Origin of the sequence: Desulfovibrio sp. SGI.102 (genome assembly GCF_050314315.1) — a bacterium.
Lineage (GTDB): Bacteria > Desulfobacterota > Desulfovibrionia > Desulfovibrionales > Desulfovibrionaceae > Desulfovibrio.
On record NZ_JBNPNC010000007.1, the window covers coordinates 1 to 24,816 of the forward strand.

Consider the following 24,816-nt stretch of genomic DNA (forward strand, 5'->3'; position numbering starts at 1 on the left):
ATCCTTCGTGTTCCGCCAGACAGCCTTGCGTTGCGCCATATCCGCCTGATATTTCCCGTCTTTCCCGCTGTTGCGTTTCAGCTCCCTGCTGATGCTGGAAGGCGCGTAGCCCAAGATCCCCGCTATTCTCCGAATGGAAAGATTCCCGGCAATGAGGCTGGCCAGTATTTCCCGATGTGTTTGTGTAAGCTGGTGATGACCCACGACAGTCTCCTCATTGTGAGGTTTGTTTTTTTCCAACCTTGACTGTTGTGGGTCTTCCTGTTTTACGCAAGCCCCGTGTTGCGTTTCAATTTACAATCTGCCAGTTCCCGGCAGTATCCGGCTACGACCCAGCAAAAAAGCCGCGCCATGACAGCGCGGCTTTTTCTGTTGCAAGAAAACTGCGGAAAAGGGCAGCCCAACATACGCCAAACGGCTACCGCCATCGCCTCTCTCAGACCTTGCGTCCAGTGACGGGGCAGCAGTACGGCGCGGCCCTTGGTCCCTTTCCTATCGCTCTCCAATTTGTGCGCCTTCGCGCCTAAAACCGGGGCGTGGCCTCGCCGCGACGCTTTTTGGCGCAATGCAGGCCCAGAAAATCCGCTTCGGGCAGGGCGGTCAGGCGCTCGTCAGGCACGGCCGCCAGACCGCGCCGCTCGCGCAGCACATGGCTCAGGTATTCCCGGTGCAGCATGTCCCGCAGCCAGGGCTGCCGGTCGCCCATGTCGCGCACCAGGCTGGCCCCGATGACGTCCCCGCCGTGCAGGCCGTCCATCATCTCGCAATCGCCGGAGCCGTAGACGCGGGGATCCGAAAAATCCATGCTCTCCACACCGCAGTCCAGCAGGCCCTGCCGCAGGGCCGACAACCAGCCGGCATCACCGCCGTTCCTGTCGGCAAGGGCGCCCAGTACGGGCGTGGCCAGGGGCGGCAGGAAGACGATGGTGCGGATGCCGCGCGAACGCAGGCGGCAGCAGATCTCGGCAAAGGCTTCCAGGCGTTCCCTGTCCGGCGCAAGGCTCCCGGCCCAGACGCCGCTGCCGCTTTCCAGCTCGCGCAGCGTGCGGGCAAAGGCATGGTCCGGCGCAGGCCGGCGGCCATCCAGCACCGCGCCTTCATAGAGCGAGCCGTCCGGTCCGTAGCCCGTATCGCGGAGCTGGGCCTCCAGCCCGTAGCGGTCGGCACGCAGACGATGCTGCAGGGGAGCCAACATGTCCGCCGGGGCGATGCGTCCCTGTACCAGCCAGCGCCAGGGGGCCCGCAGGGTGGACGCATCCAGCAAAGAAGGCTGCACTATCCGCTCAGGGTGCCCGGCCGGAGCGCCTGCCGTCAGCCACCAGAAGTCCAGGCCCAGCAGCACGACCTTGGGCCTGTGGACGGCCAGCATCCTGTCCACCAGAAGGCGCAGGCTCTCCAGATCCGTAGCGGCCCCGGCCATGTTCACGAAGGGGCGCTCGAAAAAGGCCGCGCGCACGTTCCCCGCCCGCGACGAGCCCAGCACCACCACTTCCGGCTTCACGGCCGCATACAGGGCCAGCTTGTAGGCCATGATGTCCTGCGCCAGCCCCGGCCCGAACAGGACGAATTCCCCCTGTGCCTGCCGTGCCACGACTTCTTCCTGATCCAGTTCGCCGCTGGCCGTCAGCCAGCAGACGGCCCAGGGGACCAGCAGCAGCCCCGCCAGCAGGGCCAGGATCACCAGAGAAAGGAAAAAACGTTTCAGCCAGCCGTCAGGGGCCGGATGCGCTATCTCGGACATGAGGGCCTCCGTCAAAAGCGGAAAGAAAGGAAGGCATGGCCCTGCATCAGCAGCAGGGAGACCAGCGCAGGCAGGGCCAGAGCCACGGCCCAGAGCAGGTTCGGCTGCCAGTGCAGCCAGGGACGGCTGCCGTCGGCGCGGCCCAGCATCACATGCTGGCTGCAGGGCAGGGCCCAGACGATGACGGCGCAGACGGCCAGCAGCGGCAGCAACAGCCGGGGCTCCAAGAGGCCGCCGGGCAGCAGGGCCTCCAGCCCCTGTTGCAGGGGCAGGGGATGGCCGTCGCTCCAGAGGAACATGCTCTGCCAGACATGCAGGGCCGTGCCCGTATCCCCGGCGCGGAACAGCACCCAGGCCACGGTCAGGCACAAAAAGGTCACCAGCACGCACAGGGCCCGCAGGGGCGGCAGGGCCAGCACGCGCTCGGCCAGGCTGCCGCGCAGCAGATGCCGGAAGGCGTGGTTGACCAGCAGGAGCAGGCCGTGCAGGGCCCCCCAGAGGAGGAAGGTCAGCCCGGCCCCGTGCCAGACACCGCAGACCAGCATGGTCAGCAGCAAATTGGCGTACTGCCGCGCCCGGCCGTGACGGCTGCCGCCCAGGGGCTGGTACAGGCAGTCATGCAGCCAGCGGCCCAGGGTCATGTGCCAGCGGCGCCAGAAGTCCACGATACCCGTGGCCTTGTAGGGCGCGGCAAAATTCTCCGGCAGGCGCAGGCCCAGCATGAGGGCGGCCCCCACGGCCATGTCCGTATAGCCGGAAAAATCGAAATAGATCTGGAAGGTGTAGCTCAGGGCCCCCAGCCAGGCCTCGGCCGTGCTCAGGGGCAGGCCCTGGGCGGCGGCGTGGAACACGGCATCCGCCGCCGGAGCCAGACTGTCGGCCAGCAGCACCTTCTTGGCCAGGCCCAGCACCATCAGCCCCAGGCCCCGCGCCAGATCCTCGGCCTGCGGCACCTCCAGGGCGTCCAGCTGCGGGCCCATCTCCTCATAACGGACCAGCGGGCCGGACAGGGCATAGGGGAAGCAGGTGGTGAACAGGGCCTGCCGCACGATACCTTCGGGCCGGATGCGGCGCTGGTAGACGCCCAGCAGCCAGGCCAGCTGGATGAGCACGGCAAAGGAGAAGCCCGCGGGCATGGCCGCGGGCGCCAAAACGGGCAGGATGTCCTGCCATTGCGCCAGCCAGGCCGACAGGGCTGGCAGATGGCGGAAACGGCACCAGACCAGCACGTTGGGCAGCACGGCCAGAAGCAGCAGGCCCCGACGGCCCAGTCGACGGCGGCGGTGCCCCTCATCGGCCAGCAGCAGGCCGAACAGATAGTTGACCACGGTCAGGCCCAGCAGGAGCAGCAGGGCCTCCAGCCCCTGGCAGGCCCCAAAGAGCAGCGAGGCCCCCAGCAGGAGCACGGACAGTCGGGCCTTGTCTTCTCCGGCAGTCAGTTTCCAGAGCCAGACGAGGATGGGAAGAAAAAGGAACAGGAAGGGGAAGGAAGCGAAAAGCATAAAAAGAATCTCCCGGCGCGGCACATCTCAAGACGGCCACCCCGGGAGAAAACGAGGAGACTGATACGTGGGATCGTCCCGAATGCCGCGCGATCTCAGGAATTGAGCTCGGCTCTGAACTTGCGGGACAGGCGGAAGACGACGACCTTGCGCGGAGGCAGCGTGATGGCCTCATCCGTTTGCGGATTGCGGCCTTTGCGCGACGCTTTGTCGTAAGCCTCAAACTTGCCGAACCCACTGATCAGAAGAGCATTGTCCTTTTTGATGGCATTCTTCATGATCTCCAGCAGTTTTTCGACCACATTCTTCACGTCAACCCGATTTTTGTCTGTACTCTCGTAGATCCGCTCGACGATGTCAGCTTTGGTCAATGTTTTCTTCATGTCCAATCCTTATGCCACAGGCACGCTTCACATATGCACAACTTTTTTGTAGGATATACTCAACTTGCATTTCCGGCAAGATTTTTGTCTCCGCGCGAAGCCTGCCAAGCCTTGCTACTCCTCGCTTTCTGCCATGTCTCGTGTTTCGCTTACTTTTTTATGGGAGACTCCTGCAAGGGCAATCCCGGTCTTCAGCGTTTTCATCCCGTTTTTCGGCTGCCCCCGCCGCTGTGTTTTTTGTTCCCAGCATGACCAGACAGGCCAGCAGGCCAGTCCTCTGGACGAGATACTGGCCCGTGCGGCCGCCGATCTGCACGCCCGGCGTGCACAGGGCAGGCCGCCGGTAGAGCTGGCCTTTTACGGCGGCACCTTCACGGCCCTGGCGCCCCGCGACCTGGACGCCTGTCTGGACATGGCCGACAGCCTCCGGCGTGACGGCTGCATCACCCGCTTCCGCTGCTCCACCCGCCCCGACCGTCTGGATGCGGCCCTGCTGGCGCGCCTGCGCCGCCACGGCTGCCGCACGGTGGAGCTGGGCATCCAGAGCTTTTCCGATACGGCCCTGCAGGCCAGTGAACGCCATTACAGCGGCCGGCAGGGCACCGAAGCCTGCCGTCTGGTGCGGGACGCAGGCCTTGCCCTGGGCGTGCAGCTGCTGCCCGGCATGCCGGGCCACCAGCCGGAAGACTTTTTGGCCGATGTGCGCCGGGCCCTGGATCTGGGGGCCGACATGCTGCGCTTTTATCCCTGCCTGGTGCTGGCGGGCACGGAACTGGCCCGCCGCTGGCAGCAGGGCCTCTACGCGCCCTGGCCCCTGCCGCGGACCCTGTCCCTGCTGGCGCGCGGCTGGCTGTACGCCCGTCGCGCCGGGGTGCCCGTCATCCGTATGGGCCTTGCCCCCGAACCCGGCATGGAAGCGGCCCTGCTGGCCGGTCCCGCCGACAGGAACCTGGGCGGGCGCGTGCTGGGACGGGCCCTGTGGCTGCATGTCTGCGCCTGCCTGCTGCGGACGCGGGGGGATGATGCCGCCCGCAGCGAGGTACGGGCCGCGGCCCTGCTGGACGCCCTGCTGGCGGGCGGGGAAGCCCCCGCCGGACTGCCCCGGGCACAGGCGCTGTATCTGCCGCGCTCCTGCCAGGGCTTCTTCCGCGGGCCGGGCGACGAGCTGGGCACGGCCTGGGCGGCCCTGGGCATCACGCGCCGCAACCTTGTCTGGACAGCGGGACAGGCCGCCAGCCTGCATCTTGATGCCTGATCCGATCTTTCCTCCAACCTGCGGCACAGCCCGCATCCGACCATGAGGTGACCATGTCCGCCGCCCCTTCCGGGTCCCTGCCGCCGCTCAGTGAAGAAGAACGCGCCATCTTTGCCAATGCCATCCGGCAGGCCCGCATGCTGCAGCGGACCCTGGGGCCGCTGTGCGAGGTCGCCATCCATGATTTCCGCGATCTCGAGCACTCCCTCATCCATCTGGAAGGCAGCCTTACCGGCCGCAAGCTGGGCGCGCCCATCACCAACATCGTGGTCAAGGCCTGGCGCCAGCAGGGCGACGATGTGGCGGACATCGTGGGCTATCCCTCGTCCACGCCGGGCGGCAAATCCCTCAAGTCCTCCACCTCGTTCCTGCGCAGGGCCGACGGCCGGGTCATCGGCGCCTTCTGCATGAACATCGACCTTTCCGACCTGCTGCACTTCCAGGCCGTGCTGCACCCCCTGCTGCACGTGGATCCGCTGGAACGCGACGTGAGCGAGACCTTTGCCGCCTGCACCGGCGATACCAGCCTTGCCATCCTCGAGGCGGCCATCCGGCGCGCAGGCAAACACCCCTCCCTCATGAACCGCGAGGAAAAAAAAGACTTCATCCGCATTCTCGACGAGGAAGGCGCCTTTCTCATCAAGGGCGTGGTCCAGCATGTGGCCAAGGAGATGCAGGTCTCCATCTACACGGTGTACAATTATATGCGACAAATCAAGAAAAATAATGACTAGTCTTACTATTTAAAATATTTTTTAAATTAAAAAATATTGACACATCCCCGTACTCAAGGCAAAAGGGGATGTGCTGCAATGGGGCGCAGCTCCTGTTTCCTTCCTCTCCCTCCCCGGCGCGCTCCGCGCCCGCCCCGCGTCAGGCCTGCGCCTGCGGCCAGCACAGTCATCCCACACAAGGAGACACCATGACTCCCACGCACAAGCCCCTGACGGCCCTGCATGTCCGTCCGGCCATCGAGACCTCGCTCTTCGACTTTTTCAAGATCGGCCCCGGCCCTTCCAGCTCCCATACCATCGGCCCCATGCGCGCCGGTCATGACTTCGTCCAGCGCTGCGATGCCCTCGACCCCGATCTGGTACGCCGCGCCGCCCGCATCCATGTGGTGCTGCTGGGCTCGCTGAGCGCCACGGGCATGGGCCACGGCACCAATACCGCCGTGCTGGCCGGTCTGCTGCGCACCAGCCCCGAGACCTGTCCCGCGGGCCTGCTGGACAGGCTGGGCCGCGAAGCCGACGCCCGGCACGAGCTGCGCATCCACGACGTCCTTTTGCAGGTGGGCCTTGCCGACATCGAACACGGCCCCATCATCCACGACGCCCCCTACAGCAACACCCTGCTCGTCAGCCTTGAGGATGCCGACGGCCAGGCCCTGTTCAGCATGGAATACTATTCCGTGGGCGGCGGCTTCATCCAGTGGAAGGGCTGGACCCCGCCCGAACGCGGCAAGCCCGTGCACCCCTACGGCACCATGCGCCAGCTGCGCGAGCAGCTGGCCAAGACCGGCCTGACCCTGCACGAGCTGATCCTGGACAACGAAAGCGCCATCACCGGCATGTCGCGCCCGGACATCTTCCAGAACCTGGAACAGATCATGGAATCCATGTACGCCAGCGTGCGCCGCGGCCTTGAGGCCGAAGGGCAGCTGCCCGGCACCCTGGGCGTGTGGCGCAAGGGCCATACCCTGCTGGAACGCGCCCGCGAGATGCCCCTGGCCGTGGACCGCTTCCTGGGCCAGGTCAACGCCTATGCCTTTGCCGTGGCCGAAGAGAACGCCTCGGGCGGCGTCATCGTCACCGCGCCCACCTGTGGGGCCGCGGGCGTCATGCCCGCCCTGCTCTACGCCATGCGCTACAACATGAACATCGGTGACCGGGCCCTGCGCGAAGGCGTGCTGGCCTCGGCGGCCGTGGGCTTCCTGGCCAAGCACAACGCCGGTATCGCCGGTGCCGAAGTGGGCTGTCAGGGCGAAGTGGGCGTGGCCTCCAGCATGGCCGCCGCCATGCTGGCCCATGCGCGCGGCTATGCCGTGGATGTGGTGGAGAACGCCGCCGAAGTGGCCCTGGAACACCATCTGGGCCTGACCTGCGACCCCGTGGGCGGCTATGTGCAGATCCCCTGCATCGAGCGCAACGCCGTGGGTGCCATCAAGGCCTACAATGCCTGCCTGCTGGCCACCTGCGAGAAGTCCTCGCAGCATATGGTCAGCCTGGACGCCGTCATCATGGCCATGAACGAGACCGGCCGCGAGATGAACGCCAAATTCAAGGAAACCAGCGAAGGCGGCCTGGCCGTCAGCCTGGTGGAATGCTGATCGGGAGCCGTGCGCTCCCGCGGGGCCGTCTTCGTCCATCCGGCGAAGGCGGCCCCTTCCGTCCCCGGACAGGAACAGGGACGGCATCCGCCGCTGCCGGACGCCCCGCACAGGGCCCTGCCACGGGCCCGGGACCTGTTCCCCTGCCTTTCCAACCCTTTCACCTTCAAGGAACCTTCATGGCACAGACCCCTGAAACCGGCCATGCCGCCTCCGGCCGCTGGACGAAATTCGACGTCGTCTGGATGCTCAACCTCTTCGGCACCGCGGTGGGCGCGGGCATCCTCTTCCTGCCCATCAATGCGGGCATGTCCGGCATCTGGCCCCTGGTCGTCATCACCCTGCTGGTGGGCCCCATGACCTATTTCGCCCACCGGGGCCTGGCCCGCTTCGTGCTGTCCTCCTCCCGCGCCGACAGCGACATCACCGCCGTGGTGGAGGAACACTTCGGCCTTTCCGCAGGCAAGCTCATCACCCTGCTCTATTTCTTCGCCATCTATCCCATCCTGCTCATCTATGCCGTGGGCATCACCAACACGGTGGAATCCTTCATCGTCAACCAGCTGCAGATGGCCGCGCCGCCGCGCCTGCTGCTTTCCGGCGTGCTGGTGGCGGCCCTGATGGCCGTCATCCTGGTGGGCGAGAACTTCATGCTCAAATTCAACGAGTGGCTGGTCTACCCCCTGTGCGGCATCCTCTTCTGCCTGTCGCTCTATCTCATCCCGCACTGGAACACCTCCTCGCTGGGCCAGATGCCTGATGCCGGCAGCTTCCTGGGCACCCTCTGGCTCACCCTGCCGGTGCTGGTCTTCGCCTTCAACCATTCGCCCGCCATCTCGTCCTTTGCCCTGGCCCAGCGCCGCCATTACGGCGACATGGCCGAACAGAAGGCCTCCCAGACCCTGCGCGGCACGGCCTGTATCCTGGTGCTCTTCGTCATGGCCTTCGTCTTCAGCTGCGTGCTCAGCCTCAGCCCCGCCCAGCTGGTGGAGGCCAAGGCCCAGAACATCCCCGTGCTCTCCTATCTGGCCAACCAGTTCGACAATCCCTTCATCTCCTGGTTCGGCCCGCTCATCGCCTTCCTGGCCATCGGCAGCTCCTTCTTCGGCCACTATCTGGGCGCCCGCGAAGGCCTGCACGGCATCCTGATCCAGATGTCCTCCAACCCCGAAGCCACGGCCACCTCGCGCAGCGTGCGCACCGGCATCGCCCTGTTCTTCTTCGTGACCCTCTGGCTGGCCGGCTGGCTCAATCCCGGCATCCTGGACATCATCGAATCCCTCAGCGGCCCGGTCATCGCCATGATCCTGTTCATCATGCCCATGTACGCCGTGCACAAGATCCCGGCCATGAGCCGCTACCGTGGCCAGTGGAGCAATGCCTTCGTGCTGGCCGCCGGTTGCGTGGCCATCTCTTCCCTGCTCTACAAGCTGTTCTGATCCCGCGCGCCGCATCCGTAAAACGACTCCAGACGTCCGCCGGTCTCCATGCCGGTGGGCGTCTTTTTTTGTGCCGCCGGATTACCGCGGGCGATGCGGCCCGTGTGAGCCTTGCCGCTCCCCTGCCGCACAGCAGGCGGACAGCGCACGGCGTCTCCATGATAAGAAAGGAGGATGAAGAAGAGAGGAACGGCGAATTTCCGCGAGCAGACGTGCGCCGTGCCATCTGTGATGGCCGGGCTGCACGAGCATCCTGGCCAAGAGCGGGGAGCGTACGGAGGAGCAAGGCGGCGACACCGGGCCTGCCAAAGCCTGCCGGACAGCGGGCGCATCGCAGAGCGCCGCACACGAAGGCCGTTCTTCCCTGATGGCCGGGGCTCCGTGACCGGACAGGCCGGAGAGCTGCCGCGCCCTCGAAGACCGGGACTCGGAAGGGGAAAAAACTCTCCCCTGTCTCGTGCCCGGCAGAGCGGGCCGCATGGACCACGGTACGGGGCTGTCCCGCCCCTCCCCACCTTGGACAGACCATGCCGTCGGAGAAAAGAAAGGCAGGCCGGACGGACGCCGGACAGCGGACAAAAAAAGACGACCGGCTGCCCAGGGGGAGGAGCAGCCGGCCAAAGAGGGAGGATGTTCTGATGGTTAGAGGTTATGGTGAAGGAGGAGGATGCTCTCGTGAGCCCCGGCAGGACCAAGGGGGATTGCCCTGCCGGATATGTTGTCCGCCTAAGGCGGGGAGGGACGATCTCAGGAGTAAAATCCGTCGTTCTCAGGAAGGCCCGGCCGGGGCCAGGGGAATCCCCGGCCGGGGTAGAAGTTCCAGAGGACTGCATTTTGTAGAGCGGGAGCTCCGGTTAAAGGTGCCTGTCAAAGGAGGTTGCTGTTTTCGGGAGCCTGGCCGGAAGGAGGAGGAGCTTCCGGCCAGATATTTCTTTCTGCCGTTGGCAGGGATCAGCTCTTAGTAGTGGCCGCGATGGGGACCGTCGTAGTAACCGGCGTCACCGCGGGGGCCGTCGCCACGGGGGCAATCCATGGCGGGGCCGCGATCGCCACGGGGACCACGAGGACCGCGGGGGGCATCCTTGAAGCCTTCCGGCACGCCCACTTCGGCAGCCAGCTTGTCGCCCAGGGCGTCATGCAGGTCGGCCATCTCGTTGCGCAGACGGGCCATTTCGGTAGCGGCCTCACGCACGGCCTTCACATCGGGGTTGGTGGCGTTTTCCAAAGCCCGCAGTTCCTGGCGCTTGACGTAGATGCTGTCGCGCAGCTGCTCCATGCGGGGAGCGAATTCTTCCATGATTTTGTCGAACTTGGCACGCTGCGCGTCCGACATGGCCCGGTAACCCCAGCCACGGGCGTGGCCGTGATGTCCCCAGCCGCCTTCCCAGCAGCCGCCGTCGCCGTAACCGTAGCAGGGACCATAACCGTTGCCCTGGCCGCGATGATGGGGGCCGGCGAAAGCGTCAGAGGTCATGGTTCCGCCGATGAGGGCTGCAGCCAGCAGGGCAGGGATCATAACGCGGGAAGTATTCATATATATGCTCCTTTATCTCTTCTCAGAGTGGGTTATCTTTGGGCTTTGGGTCTTGCCCTTTGTGCCCTGTATATAGCAACCCGCGTGCCAAACATTATTTTTCAATATAAATCAATATATTATATTTTTATCCCGGCAAACAGCCCTCCTCCGGCTGCCCTGTGTTCCCCCCGGATGTCCAGTTTTTATGCAGCGGGCCGGCGGACCTGGTCAAAAATTATACAGCAGACAAATTTTCATACACCCCTGACGCTCGGCCCCCAAAGCCGGAGCCGGATACAAAAAAAGCCCCGCCTGAGCGGGGCCTGGATGTTTCGTGCGGGCTGCAGAAGTTACGGGCAGGGTTCGAGGGTCTCCTGCAGGGAATACGTATGGATCACGTCCTGCCGGATCATGCTGTTGCAGCCCCGGCTCTTGCCGGCGCGGCGAAAACTCACGCCCACCTCGTCCAGCAGGCGGCCTTCCAGCTGCGCCAGCTGCAGGCGCAGACGGTCGCGCAGGTCCTGCAGCTCCCAGCCAAGACGGGAGAGCGTTTCGGCGGACGAGTCCTCCGCGTAGTCGAAATGGGCCAGTTCTTCCCGCTTCTGGCGAATGCGCCAGCGGGTGTCTTCGATGGCAGGACGGGCTTCTTCAAGGATGGCGCGGGCCTTGACCTGCTGTTCTTCGGGCAGGCTCTGGAGCCACTGGTCGACATTGCGGTAGCCGCGCGGCCCGTGACCGCCGCCGTGATGCCCCCCGGCAGCCGCCATGAGCGGCAGCAGCAGGAGCGATGTCATGACCAGACCACTGACAACTATATTCTTCCACATAGGCAAACCTTGTTCTGTTGGGCCATGCTTCTGGCATATCAAGCCTGTGTCCGCGGCGCAAGGAAAGGCCGCCGGCAGGCCGTGGCATTTTTTTCGTCTTTCCTCGTTCTTGCAAAAAACATGCAAGCCAAATATCCGACGGCAAGGTGACAGGTGCCCCAACCATGCTTATAGTGCAGGCATGAACTTTATCCGACGCTGCCTTTCCGCTGCTGCCGCCCTGCTGGACCCCCGCCGCCACCGGCTGGCCCGCGCCGCCAACCGGCCCTGCCAGACACCGGGGTCTGCCGCGTCCGGCCGGAACACCGGCGGCATGGTGGCCAATGACCAGGCCGCGCGCGAGAACGACTGCTCCCAGGCCCGTTCACAGCTGGCGCAGCAGCAGAACACCCCGCTGGGCCTGCTGCTGGGCGGGACGGCCTTCGTCCTCATCCTGCTGGTCACCCTGCTGGCCCTGGCCTCCATCGAGCGTAACGAACGGGCCATGTCACGCCTGCTGGCCGAAAAAGGCAGCTCCCTGATCATGGCCTTCGAGAGCATGCTGCGCACCAGCATGCGCGGCGAGGCGCGCGTGCGCCTGCAGATCCTGCTCAAGGAGATGGCCAGCACCTCGGACGTGCAGTTCATCGCCGTCACCATGCCCGACGGCACCATCCTGGCCCACAGCAACGGCAACCGCCTGGGCGAGATCCTGCGCATCAACGGCGAAGAGGCCGACGAAAAGACCATGAAGCTCCTGGCCCCCGGCAGCCAGACACGTTCTGCCATCCTCAATATGGAAGGCCAGCGCGTGTTCGTGGTCTACCGCTATTTCATGCAGCCCCCGCCGGGGCAGGAGCTGCCGCCGGGCCTGCCGCAGCCCATCATCTTCCTGGGCCTCGACCTCTCACCGTTCGAGATCACCCGCGGCCAGGACAGGGACCACGTCTTCATGCTGGCCGGGGTGGCCATGCTGGTGGGCCTGGCCTGTCTGCTGGCCCTGTACTACGCGCAGCGCGCCCGCGAATCCCGCCGCCGCCAGCGCCGGGCCGAAGGCGAGATCCGCCGCCTGGAAGAAGAGATCCGCCGCAAGGAAAAGCTGGCTGCCGTGGGCACGCTGGCCGCCGGGGTGGCCCACGAGATCCGCAACCCGCTCAGTTCCATCAAGGGCTACGCCACCTATTTCGGCATGCGCTTCCCCGAAGGCAGCGAAGACCGCAAGGCCGCGGGCGTCATGGTGCGCGAGGTGGAACGCCTCAACCGCGTCATCAGCGAGCTCATCGGGCTCTCGCGTCCCAGTGACGTGCGTCCCGTGGCCGCCCCGCTGGAAGACAGCGTGGCCCATGTGCTGCGCCTCATCGCCCAGGATGCCGAAAAACGCGGCGTCCGGCTGGTGAACAGCCTTCCGGCCGCCCTGCCCCCGGCCCGCATGGATCCCGACAGGCTGGGGCAGGCCCTGCTCAACATCTGCCTCAACGCCCTGGACGCCATGCCCGACGGCGGCACCCTGACCCTGGGCTGTACGGTGGAGAAGCAGCATCTTGTCCTCTCGGTCACGGACACCGGGCAGGGCATCGCGCCCGAGAACCTCAACCACATCTTCGACCCCTATTTCACCACCAAGGGGCACGGCACGGGCCTGGGACTGGCCACCGTCCACAAGATCGTGGAGGCGCTCGAAGGCGAAGTCTATGTGCAATCCCGTCAGGCCACGGCGGACACGCCCGGCCGGACCACGTTTTTCATACGCCTGCCGCAGGCCGGCAAGGCAGCGGGCCATCCGGCGGACGGCCCGGACAGGCAGGCGGGGGAGCCTGCCGACAGGCAAAAGGGGGAGGATTAGGTGAATACCAGCATTCTCGTGGTTGACGACGACGATGCCCACCGCGGCATGTTGCGCATGATGCTCCAGGCCTGGGGCTACAGCGTGGACGAGGCGGCCGACGGCGATCTGGCCGTGGAGGCCGTGCGCGCCAAGCCCTACGACGTGGTGCTGACCGACGTGCGCATGGGACGCATGGACGGCATCCACGCCCTGCGGGGCATCCTGGACTACAATCCGGCCCTGCCCGTGGTGCTGATGACGGCCTACTCCTCCGTGGAGACCGCCGTGGATGCCCTGCGCCTGGGCGCCTACGATTATCTGACCAAGCCGCTGGACTTCGACGCCCTGCGCGAGACCCTGCAACGGGCCGTGGACCACTCCCGCATGAGCGTGGAGAACCGCGAGCTGCGCCGCCAGCTCAGCGAGGCCGCCGCCGGGCCCGAGATCCTGGGCCGCAGCCCTGCCGTCAGCGCCATGCGCGAGATCATCGCCACCGTGGCGCCCACCGAGGCCACGGTGCTCATCACCGGGGAATCCGGCACCGGCAAGGAACTGGTGGCCCGCGCCGTCCACGGTGCCAGCGCCCGTGCCAACAAGCCCCTGGTCACGGTCAACTGCGCCGCCCTGGCCGAGAACCTGCTGGAATCCGAGCTGTTCGGCCATGAGCGCGGGGCCTTCACCGGCGCCGACCGCCGCCGCGAGGGCCGCTTTCTGCAGGCCGACGGCGGCACCCTCTTCCTGGACGAGATCGGCGAGATGCCCCTTTCGCTCCAGGCCAAGCTGCTGCGCGCCCTGCAGCAGGGCGAGGTGCAACGCGTGGGCTCGGACTCGCCCATCACCGTGGACGTGCGCGTCATCGCCGCCACCAACCGTAACCTGCGCGAAGAGGTGGAGCAGAAGCGCTTCCGCGAGGACCTGTTCTTCCGCCTCAACGTCATCAGCATCGAAGTGCCCGCCCTGCGTGAACGCAGCGAGGACATCCCCCTGCTGGCGGCCCATTTCCTGGAAAAATTCGCGGCCCGCAACCGCAAGAGCGTCAAGGGCTTCGCCCCGCAGGCCCTGGACATGCTGCGCCGCTACTCCTGGCCCGGCAACGTGCGCGAGCTCCAGAACGCCGTGGAGCGCGCCGTGATCCTCTGCACCGGCGACCTCATCACCGGCCCGGAACTGCCCGCCAGCGTCACCGGTGCCGCCGAGCAGGCCGCCCCGGTACCGGAGACCGCCGAGGCCTCCCTGGCCGGTCTGTCTCTGGAAGCTCTGGAGCGCCGCGCCATCGAGGACACCCTGCGCCAGACCGAGGACAACAAGAGCGAGGCTGCCCGCCGCCTGGGCATCACCCGCGCCACCCTGCACAACAAATTGCGCAAGTACGGGCTGGAATAAGAGCGGGCAGGGATTTTCCGGGGGGAAGGGGACCCCCTTGCGCGCGAGCCAAGGGGGGTCCCTTCCCCCCGGCCCCTCATCCCTCCCCCAACGCGCTTTGTTCAGGAGGATGGCGAGGCCCGGAAAAGCCACGGCCTTGCCTGGATGACCGTCCCCCGAACAAACACCGCCCGCCGGCGGTTGGGCAAAGACGGAAAAGAGCAATCAATGGCGTGCGCCGGACAGTTTTCGTACAAATCAGCAACGGAGGGGGCACCGCGCTCCCTCCATGAGGAAACACACATGGCACAGGACAGCCCAAACAAAAGCACGCCCGCAGCGGGCCTGCCTGATGAACAGCAGCTGGAACGCATCACGGACTTTTTCCACGAGGCGGGACATCTGCGCCACACGCCGCGCAGCGGCTATGCCTTCCTGGGCTCCGGCAGCGAGAACGTGGCCGAGCATTCCTACCGTACCAGCGTCATCGGCTACACCCTGGCCAAACTGGCGGGGGCCGATGCCGCCCGCGTGACCTTCCTCTGCCTTTTCCACGATCTGCATGAAGCACGTACCGGCGATTTCAACTATGTGAACCACCGCTACGACACCTGCCGCGACCGCGATGCCCTGCAGGATGCCGTGGACGGCACCGGACTGGAGCAGGACATCCTCGAGGGCTGGGACGAACTGCAGGAGCGCCAGAGCCTGGAGGCACGCCTGGCCCACGATGCCGACCAGCTGGACCTGATCTGCAACCTCAAGGCCGAGCTGGACAAGGGCAACAAATTTGCCGCCGACTGGCTGGAAAGCGCGGTCAAACGCCTGCGCAGCCCGCAGGCCCAGGCCCTGTGCGAGGTCATCCTGCGCACGGACCATAACCGCTGGTGGTACGGCCGCGTGGACAAAAAATGGTGGGTGGACCGCAAGTGAGCCTGTCCCGGCTCTCTCCGGGAACAGCCCTTTCCCGATAACGACAACAGCCCGGTCTCCATGGAGGCCGGGCTGTTTTTTTGTCACGGAGCCGAACGCCCTGCCTTCCCTGCCCCGCTCACCTCAGGCCGGCCAAGACGCTCCAGGAAAAGAAGGCCCCGCGGACCGGGAACTGCTGACATGCGCGAGAGGAGAAGCCGAGGGACTCCGCAAGAGCCGTGTTCGGCGATGATGGAGAGGAACGAATAAAGCGCGTTTGAAGGAGGATGGGGGTGTGGGGGAAGGGGGGAACTTTGTGCGCTAGCCAAAGTTCCCCCCTTCCCCCGCGTTCTTTTCCCCAACAGCTATTTTCCCTTGGGCGGTTCGCGGCGGGGGCAGAAGTCGGCCATCTCGCATTCCGCGCAGCGGGGGCTGCGGGCGTGGCAGACATCGCGGCCGAACCAGACCATGCGGTGATTGACGTCGCCCCATTCGGCACGGGGGAAGAGGCGCATCAGATCCTGTTCGATGTCCACGGGATCGGTGTGGGAGGTAAGACCCAGACGATAGCTGATGCGCTTGACGTGGGTATCCACGGCCAGGCCCTCGTTGATGCCGAAGGCGCCGAACAGCACCACATTGGCCGTCTTGCGGGCCACGCCGGGCAGGGTGATGAGCTCGTCCAGACGGGGCGGCACCTCGCCGCCATAGACGGAGACCACGCGCTGCGCCGCGCCCAGCAGGTTGCGGGCCTTGCTGTGATAGAAGCCCGTGGAACGGATGACGCTTTCCAGCTCTTCCTGCGTGGCCAGGGCCAGCTCGGCCGGGCCGGGCCAGCGCCGGAACAGCTCCGGGGTCACGGTGTTGACGCGGGCGTCGGTACACTGGGCGGCCAGCACCGTGGCCACCAGCAGTTCCCAGGCGTTGTCGGCTTCAAGATGGGTCGCGGGACGGGGATAGCGGGCCTGAAGGGCCGCCAGGACTTTTTCAGCGCGGGCCAGGGCACCGCGCGGCAGGGATTTTTTTACGCTCATGGGCCTGCTATGCCACAGGAAGACAGGGGGAGCAAGGCGGGGCACGCTTGGTTTTTACGGCCCGCTGGTGTATCTTCTGTCCGCTTTTCCCACTTCCCGAACAGGAGGACGCCATGAGCCTGCTTGCCTGTGTCACTGTGCCCGACGGAGCGACTGCCCGAACCCTGGCCCATCTGGTGGTGGAACGACGGCTGGCCGCCGGGGTGAACATCCTGCCCGGAGCCCTTTCCATCTATCGCTGGGAAGGCAAGGTCCGCGAAAGCCGCGAATGCCTGCTGCTGGCCCAGGTCAGCCGGGCAGCGTGGGAAGATTTTCGTGCCGCCGTGGAGGCGGCCCATCCCTATGAAGTGCCCTGTATCGTGGGCATGCCGCTGGAGAAGGGCAACGCGCCCTTCCTGGACTGGATCGCCCAAAACAGCCTGCCCGCAGGGCAGCTCAACGAATAAAAGGAACGAAGATGGCCATTTATGTTTCCGGTTCCCTGGCTTTTGACCGCATCATGACCTTTGGCGGCAACCTGCAGGACCATGTGCTCATGGACAAGCTGCACATGCTGAGCGTCAGCTTCATGGTGGACAGCATGGACGAACGCCGCGGCGGCTGCGCGGGCAACATCGCCTACACGCTGGCCCTGCTGGGCGAAAAACCCATCGTCGTCTCCGCCGCCGGCCGTGACTTCACCGGTTACGCGGCGGCCTGGGAAAAGCTGGGCCTGTCGCTGGAAGGCATCCGGCGCGATTCCGACGTGTTCACGGCCCTGTGCTACATCACCACGGACCAGAACAACAACCAGATCACGGGCTTCTACCCCGGCGCCATGAGCCAGCCCGCCACCTACACCTTCCCCAACCTCGATCCCGCCAAGGACTGGGCCATCGTCTCCCCCGGCAGCGTGGACGACATGCGCCGCCTGCCCGGCTTCTTCCGTGAAAAGGGCGTGCGCTACATCTTCGACCCCGGCCAGCAGCTGCCCGTGCTTTCGGGCGATGACCTCTGCGACGCCATCCGCGGTTCCTATGCCTGCGTGACCAACGATTACGAGCTGGGCATGGTCTGCAAGAAGACGGGCAAGAGCGAGGAAGAACTGGTGGCCATGACCGGCTGGCTGGTGACCACGCTGGGCGGCGACGGCCAGCGCATCCGCAATGCCCAAGGCGTGGACGTGCATGTGCCCGCCATCCCCTGCGACGGCGTCAAGGATCCCACCGGCGCGGGCGACTCCCACCGCGCGGGCCTGCTCAAGGGCCTGGTCTGCGGCCTGGAGATGCCCGAAGCCGCCAAGCTGGGCGCGGTGAGCGCCTGCTACGCCATCGAGCAGCTGGGCACGCAGGAACACCACTTCAGCAAGGACGAGTTCCGCAAGCGCTACGAGGCCAGCTTCGGCCCCCTGCCCATCACCCTGTAACCATACCGGAGGGGCCTGCCCGACAGGCCCCTTTTTTCATCCCCGCCCGGACGGGGAGATCCCGCCTCCGGCATGCTGCCATCACCGGCAACAACGGAGCATGTTTCAGCCAAGGAGCATCCAGCCATGCGCACCGAAGCCGTCAGGGCCCAACTGGCCGCCCACGGTCTGGGCGACCGCTACCGCGAGTTCACCGTCTCCAGCGCCACCGTGGCGCTGGCGGCCGAAGCCCTGCACTGCGAGGCGGGCCGTATCGCCAAGACGCTGTCCATCCTCACCTCCACCGGTCCCGTGCTGGTGGTGGCCATGGGACTGGCCCGTCTGGACAACCGCAAGTTCAAGGATCTGTTCCACGAAAAGGCCCGCTTCATCCCCGTGGAGGACGTGGAGCGCCTGACCGGCCATCCCCAGGGCGGGGTCTGCCCCTTTGCCCTGCCGGAAGGGGTGCGCGTGTTCCTGGACGAGAGCCTCAAGCGCTATGACGTGGTCTACCCTGCCGCCGGTGCGCCCAACAACGCCGTGCAGCTGACCCCGGACGAGCTGGCCGCCGTCACCGGCGGGCAATGGGTCGACCTTTGCAAGCTCCCTGAAGAGCTGGCCTGACGGGCCTATCCTGCAGGCAGGGACGGGCGGCAGACGCTCCGACCGCCGCTTCCCGCAAATGAAAAAGGGCGTCCATCCGCGAAGGATGGGCGCCCTTTTCGTCTTCGATACCGGAAGCCGCCACGGCCCGGCCCTCACGGCCAAGCCGGACGGCGGGAGCTGCCCGGTCCTAGTAATCTTCCTCTTCCAGCGGAGGCGGCACGGCCACGGCGCTGGTGATGACGCGGCGGCGGCTCTTCACCGGCTCGGCGGGCACTTCCTTGTTCTCACGCGTCATGTGCGGTTCGGGCAGGTTGTTGTACAGCACCCAGAAAGGCGGATAGAGCTCGGTCAGTACGCCGGGGTTGCCCAGCTTGAAGCCTTCCTGCTTGCCGCGGGCACAGGCCGCCAGGGCCAGGGCCACGGCCCAGGGAGCGTCGGGGGCGTTCCAGCCGCGGGCCTGCAGAGCGGGACGGGACTTGCGCACGGGGCGGCCTTCCTCGTCCTGTTCTTCGGCTTCTTCCATGTCGTCACCGGGCTTCCAAGCCACCAGGCAGCCTTCGGCATCCAGAGCCAGACCGGCAGCGTGCAGGTAGCTTTCCACCACGTTCTCTTCGGCTTCCAGGCCGGCGGGCAGCACGGCACGACCGCCGCGCAGGGCCGTCATGGTGCTCAGGGCCACGGCCAGCGGACGCCAGGAGGCGGGCAGGCCTTCGGGCAGGGCAAAGGCGGCGGGCAGTTCGGCCAGCGGCTTCAGGCTGCGGGCCAGGATCTCGGTGGCCGAGCATTCGACCTTGGCACCGGTCTGGCGCAGCAGGTCCAGACCGGCTTCGGTGCCGGGCCAGGTGGGCCACTGGCCTTCCAGGCGCACTTCACCGCCCAGTGCGGGGGCGAGGCCCATCAGGAACACGGCCAGTTCCGGTTCCACGGGCAGGGTGGGCTCGGAGGGGATGCTCAGGGCGCAGGGCTGGAAGTGGAGCACGTCGCCTTCGCGGCGCACGTCGGCACCGGCAGCGTTCAGCACGGGCAGGATGCGGGCAAAGGCCAGCGCACGCTCGGGCATGGCGGAAAGGTCCAGGGTGATGGCGCGCTCATAGGAAGGCGCGGCCAGCATGATGCCTTCGGCCAGTTCCACCGGGGCATCGGCGGGGAAGACCACCTTGCCGGGCAGCACGCCGGAGCATTCGATGCGCACCGGGAAGCCGTCGGACTTGGGCACCACATGCACCAGACGCGCGCCCATGAGGGGCAGGAAGCGGCGGGTGGCGCTGAGGTCGGCCAGCTTGAGGGCCGCGCCGCCGGTGAACTTGGTACGCGAAGGACGGCCCAGGTAATGGCCCAGGGCCAGATAGAAGTTCCAGGAGCTGTCGCCCACATGCAGCACCTTGTCCGGGGTGCCCAGGGGCGTGCCGGCGGCCACATGCACGGCACCGTCGTCACGGTTGGCATGGGCGCCCAGCTGGTTGAGCAGCTTGACGCAATCCACGACGGGATCGTTCATCAGGGCGGGGGCGATGCGCACGGCCTGGCCGGTGCAGGCGGCCAGCGTGGCCCAGGCCCGGGTCAGGCGACAGGAACGCGGGGCGGGCATGGACAGGCGCACGGGCATGTCGGCGGGGGCAAGATTGAAGGCGGGGCGCTGGGCTTCGCCGTCTTCACCGGGACGGGGCAGGAATTCCACTTCCTGCATCAGGGTGAAGAAACGGCCGCTCAGGCGCGGGTCGCGGCTGACGCGGGAAACGGCGGCTTCCCAGGACTCGCGGATGCTCTTTTCTTCCGCGGGCTCCAGGAAACCCTTGGCATTGTACATGCGCTTGATGAGATTGTGGCGGCGCATGAGCATGCGCAGGATATCGCGGTCGATGTCACAGACGGTCTCGCGCAGGCTGCGGCGCGGACGCTCGGGCTTGCCGTCGGTTCTGGCCTCGAAACGTCCTTCGGGGCGGTCGCTGCGTTTGTCCGGCCTCTGGGCAGGTCGGAATTCGTGGTGCTCGTTCATGCTGGATGCTCCTCTCGACCGCCGGACGGCGCGTCGCTCTATGAATTTGTGGGGGATGCTGTATCCCGAAACGTCCTCACTGGCAAGCCCCCGGAAAAGACTTTTCCGCCCCCATGTGAAAGAGAGTGCAAGCTCCGGCGAGCACTGGAGGGAGCCTCAAAGAGCGTACCGGATGCCTTACGACGTATTTTTGATAAAAAACCAACTATTCCCAATAGATACAATCAACCATTTGATTTTATTGGATAATTGTTTCAACTTTTGCTTCTTTTTCTCATCAAGATCAGGGCGACACCGGAACGTCATAAAAAAGCCGCCCGTCCGGCATGGAAAGCATCGATATATTAACTATTTGAAATTAAATGATTTTACTAAAGCGTTTCATGAGCAGGAACAGGGAAATATTCAGGATAACCGGCTGATAAACATGCCTTTTCCTGGCCCAACACAAATCTTGGACATGGAAGCCGTCCAAAACGCGGAGCATCTTTACACAGCATAAAAATTATGCTAGGAAGAATGTGAAAGGATTATAGTGGCTTGTGCCGTTTTCCACCGAGAGTTTCCACGAATTTTTCAAAAGGGGGCTTGACGTGAAGAGGGGTAGCTTGTTACTAAATACACAAGCGCACGACCTGAGCGCTGTTGCCCAGGGTCGTGACCCCAATCAAGACGGCACTCGGGCGGCCCGAGTGGCTGCCCATACGGTCAAAATTGACCTGAAACACTTTAAGAGTTGGAGGATACGTTATGCCTACGTTTGTCGATCCGTCCAAATGCGACGGCTGCAAGGGTGGCGAAAAGACGGCCTGCATGTACATCTGCCCGAACGACCTGATGATCCTCGATCCTCAGGAAATGAAGGCGTACAACCAGGAACCCGACGCCTGCTGGGAATGCTATTCCTGCGTGAAGATCTGCCCCCAGGGCGCCATCACCGCTCGTCCCTACGCCGACTTTGCTCCCATGGGCGGCACCTGTATCCCCATGCGCTCTGCCGACTCCATCATGTGGACCGTGCAGTTCCGCAACGGCAGCGTGAAACGTTTCAAGTTCCCCATCCGTACCACTCCTGAAGGCTCCATCAAGCCCTTCGAAGGCAAACCGGAAGGCGCCAACCTCGACGACGAACTGCTGTTCACCGAAGAAAAGCTGGCCACCCCCATCGAAGTCCTGGGCAAGAAGTTCGAAGTGACTGAAGCCGACAAGGTCTTCACCGCTATGGAACAGGGCCGCTAGAGAGCAGTAACCGCGTAGAGCTTAAGGAGAAATCACTATGCCTATGATTCCCGTCAAGGAAGCGATGAAAGGCGTTGCCATTGCTGAACCTGAAGTGAAGGAACATGACGTCGACCTGCTGATCGTGGGCGGCGGTATGGGTGCCTGCGGTGCCGCTTTCGAAGCCGTGCGCTGGGGCGACAAACACGGTCTGAAAATGATGCTGTGCGATAAGGCCGCCCTCGAGCGCTCCGGCGCCGTGGCCCAGGGCCTGTCCGCCATCAACACCTACCTCGGCAAAAACACCGCCGACGATTACGTCCGCATGGTCCGCACCGACCTTATGGGTCTGGTCCGCGAAGACCTGATCTTCGACGTGGGCCGTCACGTTGACGACTCCGTGCATCTGTTCGAAGAGTGGGGCCTGCCCTGCTGGATCAAGGACGAAAACGGCCACAACATGAACGGCGCCGCCGCCAAGGCCGCCGGCAAGAGCCTGCGCAACGGCGACGAGCCCGTCCGCTCCGGTCGTTGGCAGATCATGATCAACGGTGAATCCTACAAGTGCATCGTGGCCGAAGCTGCCAAGAATGCCCTGGGTGAAGACCGTATCATGGAGCGTATCTTCATCGTGAAGCTGCTGCTCGACAAGAACACCCCCAACCGCGTCGCTGGTGCCGTGGGCTTCAACCTGCGTGCCAACGAAGTGCACATCTTCAAAGCCAACGCCATCATGGTGGCCGCCGGCGGTGCCGTTAACGTGTACCGTCCCCGTTCCACCGGTGAAGGCATGGGCCGCGCTTGGTACCCCGTGTGGAACGCCGGTTCCACCTACACCATGTGCGCTCAGGTCGGCGCCGAAATGACCATGATGGAAAACCGCTTCGTGCCCGCCCGCTTCAAGGACGGTTACGGCCCTGTGGGCGCCTGGTTCCTGCTGTTCAAGGCTAAAGCCACCAACTGCAAGGGCGAAGACTACTGCGCCACCAACCGCGCCATGCTGAAGCCTTACGAAGATCGCGGCTACGCCAAGGGTCACGTGATCCCCACCTGCCTGCGTAACCACATGATGCTTCGTGAAATGCGCGAAGGCCGCGGCCCCATCTACATGGACACCAAGACCGCTCTGCTGACCACCTTCGCCACCCTGACCGAAGAACAGCAGAAAGACCTCGAGTCCGAAGCTTGGGAAGACTTCCTGGATATGTGCGTTGGTCAGGCCAACCTGTGGGCCGCCACCAACACCGCTCCTGAAGAACGCGGTTCCGAAATCATGCCCACCGAACCTTACCTGCTCGGCTCTCACTCCGGCTGCTGCGGTATCTGGGTTTCCGGTCCCGACGAAGCTTGGGTGCCCGAAGACTACAAGGTTCGCGCTGCCAACGGTAAGGTCTACAACCGCATGACCACCGTGGAAGGCCTGTTCACCTGCGCCGACGGCGTGGGCGCTTCCGGCCACAAGTTCTCCTCCGGTTCCCACGCTGAAGGCCGTATCGCCGGTAAGCAGATGGTGCGCTGGTGCATGGACCACAAGGACTTCAAGCCTGAGTTCAAGGAAACCGCCGAAGAACTGAAGCAGCTGATCTACCGTCCTTACTACAACTACCTGGCCGGCAAGGACGCCTCCACCGACCCCGTGGTGAACCCCAACTACATCACGCCCAAGAACTTCATGATGCGCCTCGTGAAGTGCACCGACGAATACGGCGGCGGCGTGGGGACCTACTACACCACCTCCAAGGCTCTGCTGGACACCGGCTTCTATCTGCTGGGCATGATGGAAGAAGACTCCGCCAAGCTGGCCGCCCGCGACCTGCACGAACTGCTGCGTTGCTGGGAAAACTACCATCGCCTGTGGACCGTGCGCCTGCACATGCAGCACATCGCCTTCCGTGAAGAGTCCCGTTACCCCGGCTTCTACTACCGCGCTGACTTCCTGGGTATCGACGACAGCAAGTGGAAGTGCTTCGTGAACTCTAAGTACGATCCCGCCACCGGCGAAACCAAGATCTTCAAGAAGCCCTACTACCAGATCATCCCTGACTAGTAGGCGGAAGAACATCCCTGGGGTGGCCGCCTAGGCCACCCCATTTTTTTCGGCGCGGCGGGTGTGCGACATGCAAGCTCCCCGCCGCGCCTTGGAATATGCGCCGCGCGGCAGGGCCCTTGGCTCTCAATTGCGCCGCCCGGCAATCCCATACAACCGGGCAGGCGTGCGCGCCGCCCCGCAGAGGGGCCACGGCGCTGCAACGCAGGAGGATATCCAGGATGTCCAACTCCATTCTCGTCGTGGGCGGCGGCTTTGCAGGCCTTACTGCCGCCATCGAAGCGGCGGAACTGGGCCACGATGTGTATATCGTGGAAAAGTCGCCCTACTTGGGCGGCCGTGTGGCCCAGCTCAACAAATATTTCCCCAAACTTTGTCCCCCCTCCTGCGGTCTGGAAATCCAGTTCCAGCGCATCAGGAAGAACCCCCGCATCAAATTCTTCACCATGGCCGAAGTGACCAAGCTGGTCGGCTGTAAGGGTGACTACACCGCCACCGTGAGCATCAAGCCCCGCAAGGTGGCCGCCCACAACGTGGACTTCACCCTCCTCGCTTCCAGCCTGGAAGGCACCGTGCCCAACGAATTCGACTTCGGGCTGTCCCAGCGCAAGGCTCTGTACAAATCCATGCCTTTTGCGTTCCCCAACCGCTTCGTGCTGGACACCGACGCCCTGAGCAAGGCTGACGCCGCCCGCGTCGCCGGCCAGAAGTTCCTGGACCAGAACGAACCCGCCCGCGAGATCGAACTCAATGTGGGCGCCATCGTGGTGGCCACCGGCTGGAAGCCCTACGACGTCACCAACCTGGCCAACCTGGGCGCCGGCAAGGTCAAGAACTGCGTGACCAACATGCAGCTCGAACGCCTGGCCTCCCCCTTCGGCCCCACCGGCGGCAAGATCGTCCGTCCTACCGACGGCCGTCGTCCCAAACGCATCGCTTTCGTGCAGTGCGCCGGTTCCCGTGACCAGAACCACCTGAACTACTGCTCCTACATCTGCTGTATGGCCACTCTCAAGCAGTGCCAGTACATCTGCGAGCAGTACCCCGAGACCCAGATCTCGGTGTTCTACATCGACCTGCGCGCTCCGGGCCGCTACGTGAAGGTTCTGGACAAGGTGAAGGCCGCCCCCAATGTGCGCTTCATCAAGGGCAAGGTGGCCGACGTGGCCCAGGCCGCTGACGACAACGTCACCGTGACCGTTGAAGACGCCATCCGCGGCGAAAAGCTGCATCTGGATTATGACATGGTGGTGCTGGCCACGGGCATGCAGCCCAGCCTGGCCACCGACAGCCTGCCCCTGCCCCTGCCCCTGGACGAAGACGGTTTCGTCATGGGCGGTGAAGAGGCTGGCATTTTTGCCGCCGGTTGCGCCCGCATGCCGCTGGACGTGATGCGTACCGCGCAGTCCGGCACGGCCGCCGCTCTCAAGGCGGTGCAAACGGTGAAAGGGAGGTAGGCGG

At 64.7% G+C, this 24,816-nt stretch carries 22 protein-coding genes; 14 read left to right on the forward strand and 8 right to left on the reverse strand.

All coding sequences use genetic code 11. The features are described from left to right. The 4 genes from ACQRCJ_RS02930 to ACQRCJ_RS02945 all read right to left on the reverse strand — a co-directional run. A partial coding sequence (locus ACQRCJ_RS02930) for a helix-turn-helix domain-containing protein (protein ID WP_427799338.1) occupies window positions 1-204 on the reverse strand: 204 nt, incomplete at its 3' end. 319 nt (window positions 205-523) lie between these two features. Continuing rightward, a complete protein-coding gene (locus ACQRCJ_RS02935; protein ID WP_304028905.1) occupies window positions 524-1,741 on the reverse strand; it encodes a hypothetical protein in 1,218 nt (405 codons plus the stop codon). An 11-nt stretch (window positions 1,742-1,752) separates the two neighbouring features. Continuing rightward, window positions 1,753-3,243 (reverse strand): MBOAT family O-acyltransferase, encoded by a 1,491-nt coding sequence (locus ACQRCJ_RS02940; protein ID WP_427799339.1) that lies wholly within the window; start codon window positions 3,241-3,243, stop codon window positions 1,753-1,755. Between the two features lie 95 nt (window positions 3,244-3,338). Beyond that, window positions 3,339-3,626 (reverse strand): integration host factor subunit alpha, encoded by a 288-nt coding sequence (locus ACQRCJ_RS02945; RefSeq protein ID WP_072335293.1) that lies wholly within the window; start codon window positions 3,624-3,626, stop codon window positions 3,339-3,341. A 133-nt stretch (window positions 3,627-3,759) separates the two neighbouring features. Between ACQRCJ_RS02945 and ACQRCJ_RS02950 the strand changes: the two genes are divergently transcribed. From ACQRCJ_RS02950 to ACQRCJ_RS02965, 4 genes are all read left to right on the forward strand, one after another. Next, window positions 3,760-4,881, forward strand: coding sequence for a radical SAM protein (locus ACQRCJ_RS02950; protein ID WP_427799340.1), 1,122 nt, complete (start codon window positions 3,760-3,762; stop codon window positions 4,879-4,881). A gap of 53 nt (window positions 4,882-4,934) precedes the next feature. Then, window positions 4,935-5,615, forward strand: coding sequence for a helix-turn-helix transcriptional regulator (locus ACQRCJ_RS02955; RefSeq protein WP_204625694.1), 681 nt, complete (start codon window positions 4,935-4,937; stop codon window positions 5,613-5,615). Between the two features lie 188 nt (window positions 5,616-5,803). Then, window positions 5,804-7,210 (forward strand): L-serine ammonia-lyase, encoded by a 1,407-nt coding sequence (locus ACQRCJ_RS02960; protein ID WP_204625693.1) that lies wholly within the window; start codon window positions 5,804-5,806, stop codon window positions 7,208-7,210. Window positions 7,211-7,389: 179 nt separating this feature from the next. After that, the gene (locus ACQRCJ_RS02965) at window positions 7,390-8,649 is read left to right on the forward strand and encodes an HAAAP family serine/threonine permease (RefSeq protein WP_168934679.1); all 1,260 of its coding nucleotides are present in this window, start codon (window positions 7,390-7,392) and stop codon (window positions 8,647-8,649) included. Window positions 8,650-9,607: 958 nt separating this feature from the next. Here the strand turns inward: ACQRCJ_RS02965 and ACQRCJ_RS02970 are convergent. Further along, window positions 9,608-10,183 (reverse strand): Spy/CpxP family protein refolding chaperone, encoded by a 576-nt coding sequence (locus ACQRCJ_RS02970; RefSeq protein WP_204625692.1) that lies wholly within the window; start codon window positions 10,181-10,183, stop codon window positions 9,608-9,610. A 332-nt stretch (window positions 10,184-10,515) separates the two neighbouring features. Next, window positions 10,516-10,992 carry a periplasmic heavy metal sensor gene (locus ACQRCJ_RS02975; protein WP_168934681.1) on the reverse strand — a complete coding sequence of 159 codons (477 nt, stop codon included), beginning with the start codon at window positions 10,990-10,992 and terminating at the stop codon, window positions 10,516-10,518. Between the two features lie 181 nt (window positions 10,993-11,173). On the opposite strand from ACQRCJ_RS02975, the gene zraS reads away from it, so the two are divergent. From zraS to ACQRCJ_RS02990, 3 genes are all read left to right on the forward strand, one after another. Then, window positions 11,174-12,814, forward strand: a complete 1,641-nt coding sequence (gene zraS / locus ACQRCJ_RS02980) for a two-component system sensor histidine kinase ZraS (RefSeq protein WP_168934682.1) — start codon at window positions 11,174-11,176, stop codon at window positions 12,812-12,814. Then, window positions 12,815-14,179 carry a sigma 54-interacting transcriptional regulator gene (locus ACQRCJ_RS02985; protein WP_168934683.1) on the forward strand — a complete coding sequence of 455 codons (1,365 nt, stop codon included), beginning with the start codon at window positions 12,815-12,817 and terminating at the stop codon, window positions 14,177-14,179. A 282-nt stretch (window positions 14,180-14,461) separates the two neighbouring features. Further along, window positions 14,462-15,091 carry an HD domain-containing protein gene (locus tag ACQRCJ_RS02990; protein ID WP_168934684.1) on the forward strand — a complete coding sequence of 210 codons (630 nt, stop codon included), beginning with the start codon at window positions 14,462-14,464 and terminating at the stop codon, window positions 15,089-15,091. 344 nt (window positions 15,092-15,435) lie between these two features. Here the strand turns inward: ACQRCJ_RS02990 and nth are convergent, their stop codons facing one another. Next, a complete protein-coding gene (nth, locus tag ACQRCJ_RS02995; RefSeq protein ID WP_204626418.1) occupies window positions 15,436-16,104 on the reverse strand; it encodes an endonuclease III in 669 nt (222 codons plus the stop codon). Between the two features lie 113 nt (window positions 16,105-16,217). Between nth and cutA the strand changes: the two genes are divergently transcribed. From cutA to ACQRCJ_RS03010, 3 genes are all read left to right on the forward strand, one after another. Further along, window positions 16,218-16,550: a divalent-cation tolerance protein CutA gene (cutA, locus tag ACQRCJ_RS03000; protein WP_168934686.1), complete on the forward strand. Its 333-nt coding sequence runs from the start codon at window positions 16,218-16,220 to the stop codon at window positions 16,548-16,550. Between the two features lie 11 nt (window positions 16,551-16,561). Further along, window positions 16,562-17,509 (forward strand): carbohydrate kinase family protein, encoded by a 948-nt coding sequence (locus ACQRCJ_RS03005; protein ID WP_168934687.1) that lies wholly within the window; start codon window positions 16,562-16,564, stop codon window positions 17,507-17,509. A gap of 126 nt (window positions 17,510-17,635) precedes the next feature. Next, a complete protein-coding gene (locus ACQRCJ_RS03010; RefSeq protein WP_204626421.1) occupies window positions 17,636-18,112 on the forward strand; it encodes a YbaK/EbsC family protein in 477 nt (158 codons plus the stop codon). Between the two features lie 169 nt (window positions 18,113-18,281). On the opposite strand, the gene ACQRCJ_RS03015 is transcribed toward ACQRCJ_RS03010, so the two are convergent. Then, a complete protein-coding gene (locus ACQRCJ_RS03015; protein WP_320861487.1) occupies window positions 18,282-20,090 on the reverse strand; it encodes a 3-phosphoshikimate 1-carboxyvinyltransferase in 1,809 nt (602 codons plus the stop codon). Between ACQRCJ_RS03015 and ACQRCJ_RS03020 the strand changes: the two genes are divergently transcribed. The 4 genes from ACQRCJ_RS03020 (at window position 20,089) to ACQRCJ_RS03035 (ending at window position 24,812) form a co-directional block, all read left to right on the forward strand. Beyond that, window positions 20,089-20,592 (forward strand): hypothetical protein, encoded by a 504-nt coding sequence (locus tag ACQRCJ_RS03020; RefSeq protein WP_303933477.1) that lies wholly within the window; start codon window positions 20,089-20,091, stop codon window positions 20,590-20,592. The genes ACQRCJ_RS03015 and ACQRCJ_RS03020 overlap by 2 nt on opposite strands. A 248-nt stretch (window positions 20,593-20,840) precedes the next feature. Next, entirely contained in the window at window positions 20,841-21,329 is a 489-nt protein-coding gene (gene aprB, locus ACQRCJ_RS03025; RefSeq protein WP_006008678.1) for an adenylyl-sulfate reductase subunit beta, read from the forward strand. Between the two features lie 37 nt (window positions 21,330-21,366). Next, the gene (gene aprA, locus ACQRCJ_RS03030) at window positions 21,367-23,355 is read left to right on the forward strand and encodes an adenylyl-sulfate reductase subunit alpha (RefSeq protein ID WP_168934691.1); all 1,989 of its coding nucleotides are present in this window, start codon (window positions 21,367-21,369) and stop codon (window positions 23,353-23,355) included. 221 nt (window positions 23,356-23,576) lie between these two features. Continuing rightward, on the forward strand, window positions 23,577-24,812 hold the full coding sequence (locus ACQRCJ_RS03035; RefSeq protein WP_006008672.1) for a CoB--CoM heterodisulfide reductase iron-sulfur subunit A family protein: 1,236 nt from the start codon (window positions 23,577-23,579) through the stop codon (window positions 24,810-24,812). Window positions 24,813-24,816: the final 4 nt, after the last annotated feature.

Excerpts from the sequence above, each read along its gene's own strand:
- ACQRCJ_RS02935 (WP_304028905.1), bottom strand. The coding sequence starts at position 1,741 with ATGTCCGAGATAGCGCATCCGGCCCCTGACGGCTGGCTGAAACGTTTT.
- ACQRCJ_RS02940 (WP_427799339.1), bottom strand. The coding sequence starts at position 3,243 with ATGCTTTTCGCTTCCTTCCCCTTCCTGTTCCTTTTTCTTCCCATCCTC.
- ACQRCJ_RS02945 (WP_072335293.1), bottom strand. The coding sequence starts at position 3,626 with ATGAAGAAAACATTGACCAAAGCTGACATCGTCGAGCGGATCTACGAG.
- ACQRCJ_RS02950 (WP_427799340.1), top strand. The coding sequence starts at position 3,760 with ATGTCTCGTGTTTCGCTTACTTTTTTATGGGAGACTCCTGCAAGGGCA.
- ACQRCJ_RS02955 (WP_204625694.1), top strand. The coding sequence starts at position 4,935 with ATGTCCGCCGCCCCTTCCGGGTCCCTGCCGCCGCTCAGTGAAGAAGAA.
- ACQRCJ_RS02960 (WP_204625693.1), top strand. The coding sequence starts at position 5,804 with ATGACTCCCACGCACAAGCCCCTGACGGCCCTGCATGTCCGTCCGGCC.
- ACQRCJ_RS02965 (WP_168934679.1), top strand. The coding sequence starts at position 7,390 with ATGGCACAGACCCCTGAAACCGGCCATGCCGCCTCCGGCCGCTGGACG.
- ACQRCJ_RS02970 (WP_204625692.1), bottom strand. The coding sequence starts at position 10,183 with ATGAATACTTCCCGCGTTATGATCCCTGCCCTGCTGGCTGCAGCCCTC.
- ACQRCJ_RS02975 (WP_168934681.1), bottom strand. The coding sequence starts at position 10,992 with ATGTGGAAGAATATAGTTGTCAGTGGTCTGGTCATGACATCGCTCCTG.
- zraS (WP_168934682.1), top strand. The coding sequence starts at position 11,174 with ATGAACTTTATCCGACGCTGCCTTTCCGCTGCTGCCGCCCTGCTGGAC.
- ACQRCJ_RS02990 (WP_168934684.1), top strand. The coding sequence starts at position 14,462 with ATGGCACAGGACAGCCCAAACAAAAGCACGCCCGCAGCGGGCCTGCCT.
- nth (WP_204626418.1), bottom strand. The coding sequence starts at position 16,104 with ATGAGCGTAAAAAAATCCCTGCCGCGCGGTGCCCTGGCCCGCGCTGAA.
- cutA (WP_168934686.1), top strand. The coding sequence starts at position 16,218 with ATGAGCCTGCTTGCCTGTGTCACTGTGCCCGACGGAGCGACTGCCCGA.
- ACQRCJ_RS03005 (WP_168934687.1), top strand. The coding sequence starts at position 16,562 with ATGGCCATTTATGTTTCCGGTTCCCTGGCTTTTGACCGCATCATGACC.
- ACQRCJ_RS03010 (WP_204626421.1), top strand. The coding sequence starts at position 17,636 with ATGCGCACCGAAGCCGTCAGGGCCCAACTGGCCGCCCACGGTCTGGGC.
- ACQRCJ_RS03020 (WP_303933477.1), top strand. The coding sequence starts at position 20,089 with ATGCTGGATGCTCCTCTCGACCGCCGGACGGCGCGTCGCTCTATGAAT.
- ACQRCJ_RS03015 (WP_320861487.1), bottom strand. The coding sequence starts at position 20,090 with ATGAACGAGCACCACGAATTCCGACCTGCCCAGAGGCCGGACAAACGC.
- aprB (WP_006008678.1), top strand. The coding sequence starts at position 20,841 with ATGCCTACGTTTGTCGATCCGTCCAAATGCGACGGCTGCAAGGGTGGC.
- aprA (WP_168934691.1), top strand. The coding sequence starts at position 21,367 with ATGCCTATGATTCCCGTCAAGGAAGCGATGAAAGGCGTTGCCATTGCT.
- ACQRCJ_RS03035 (WP_006008672.1), top strand. The coding sequence starts at position 23,577 with ATGTCCAACTCCATTCTCGTCGTGGGCGGCGGCTTTGCAGGCCTTACT.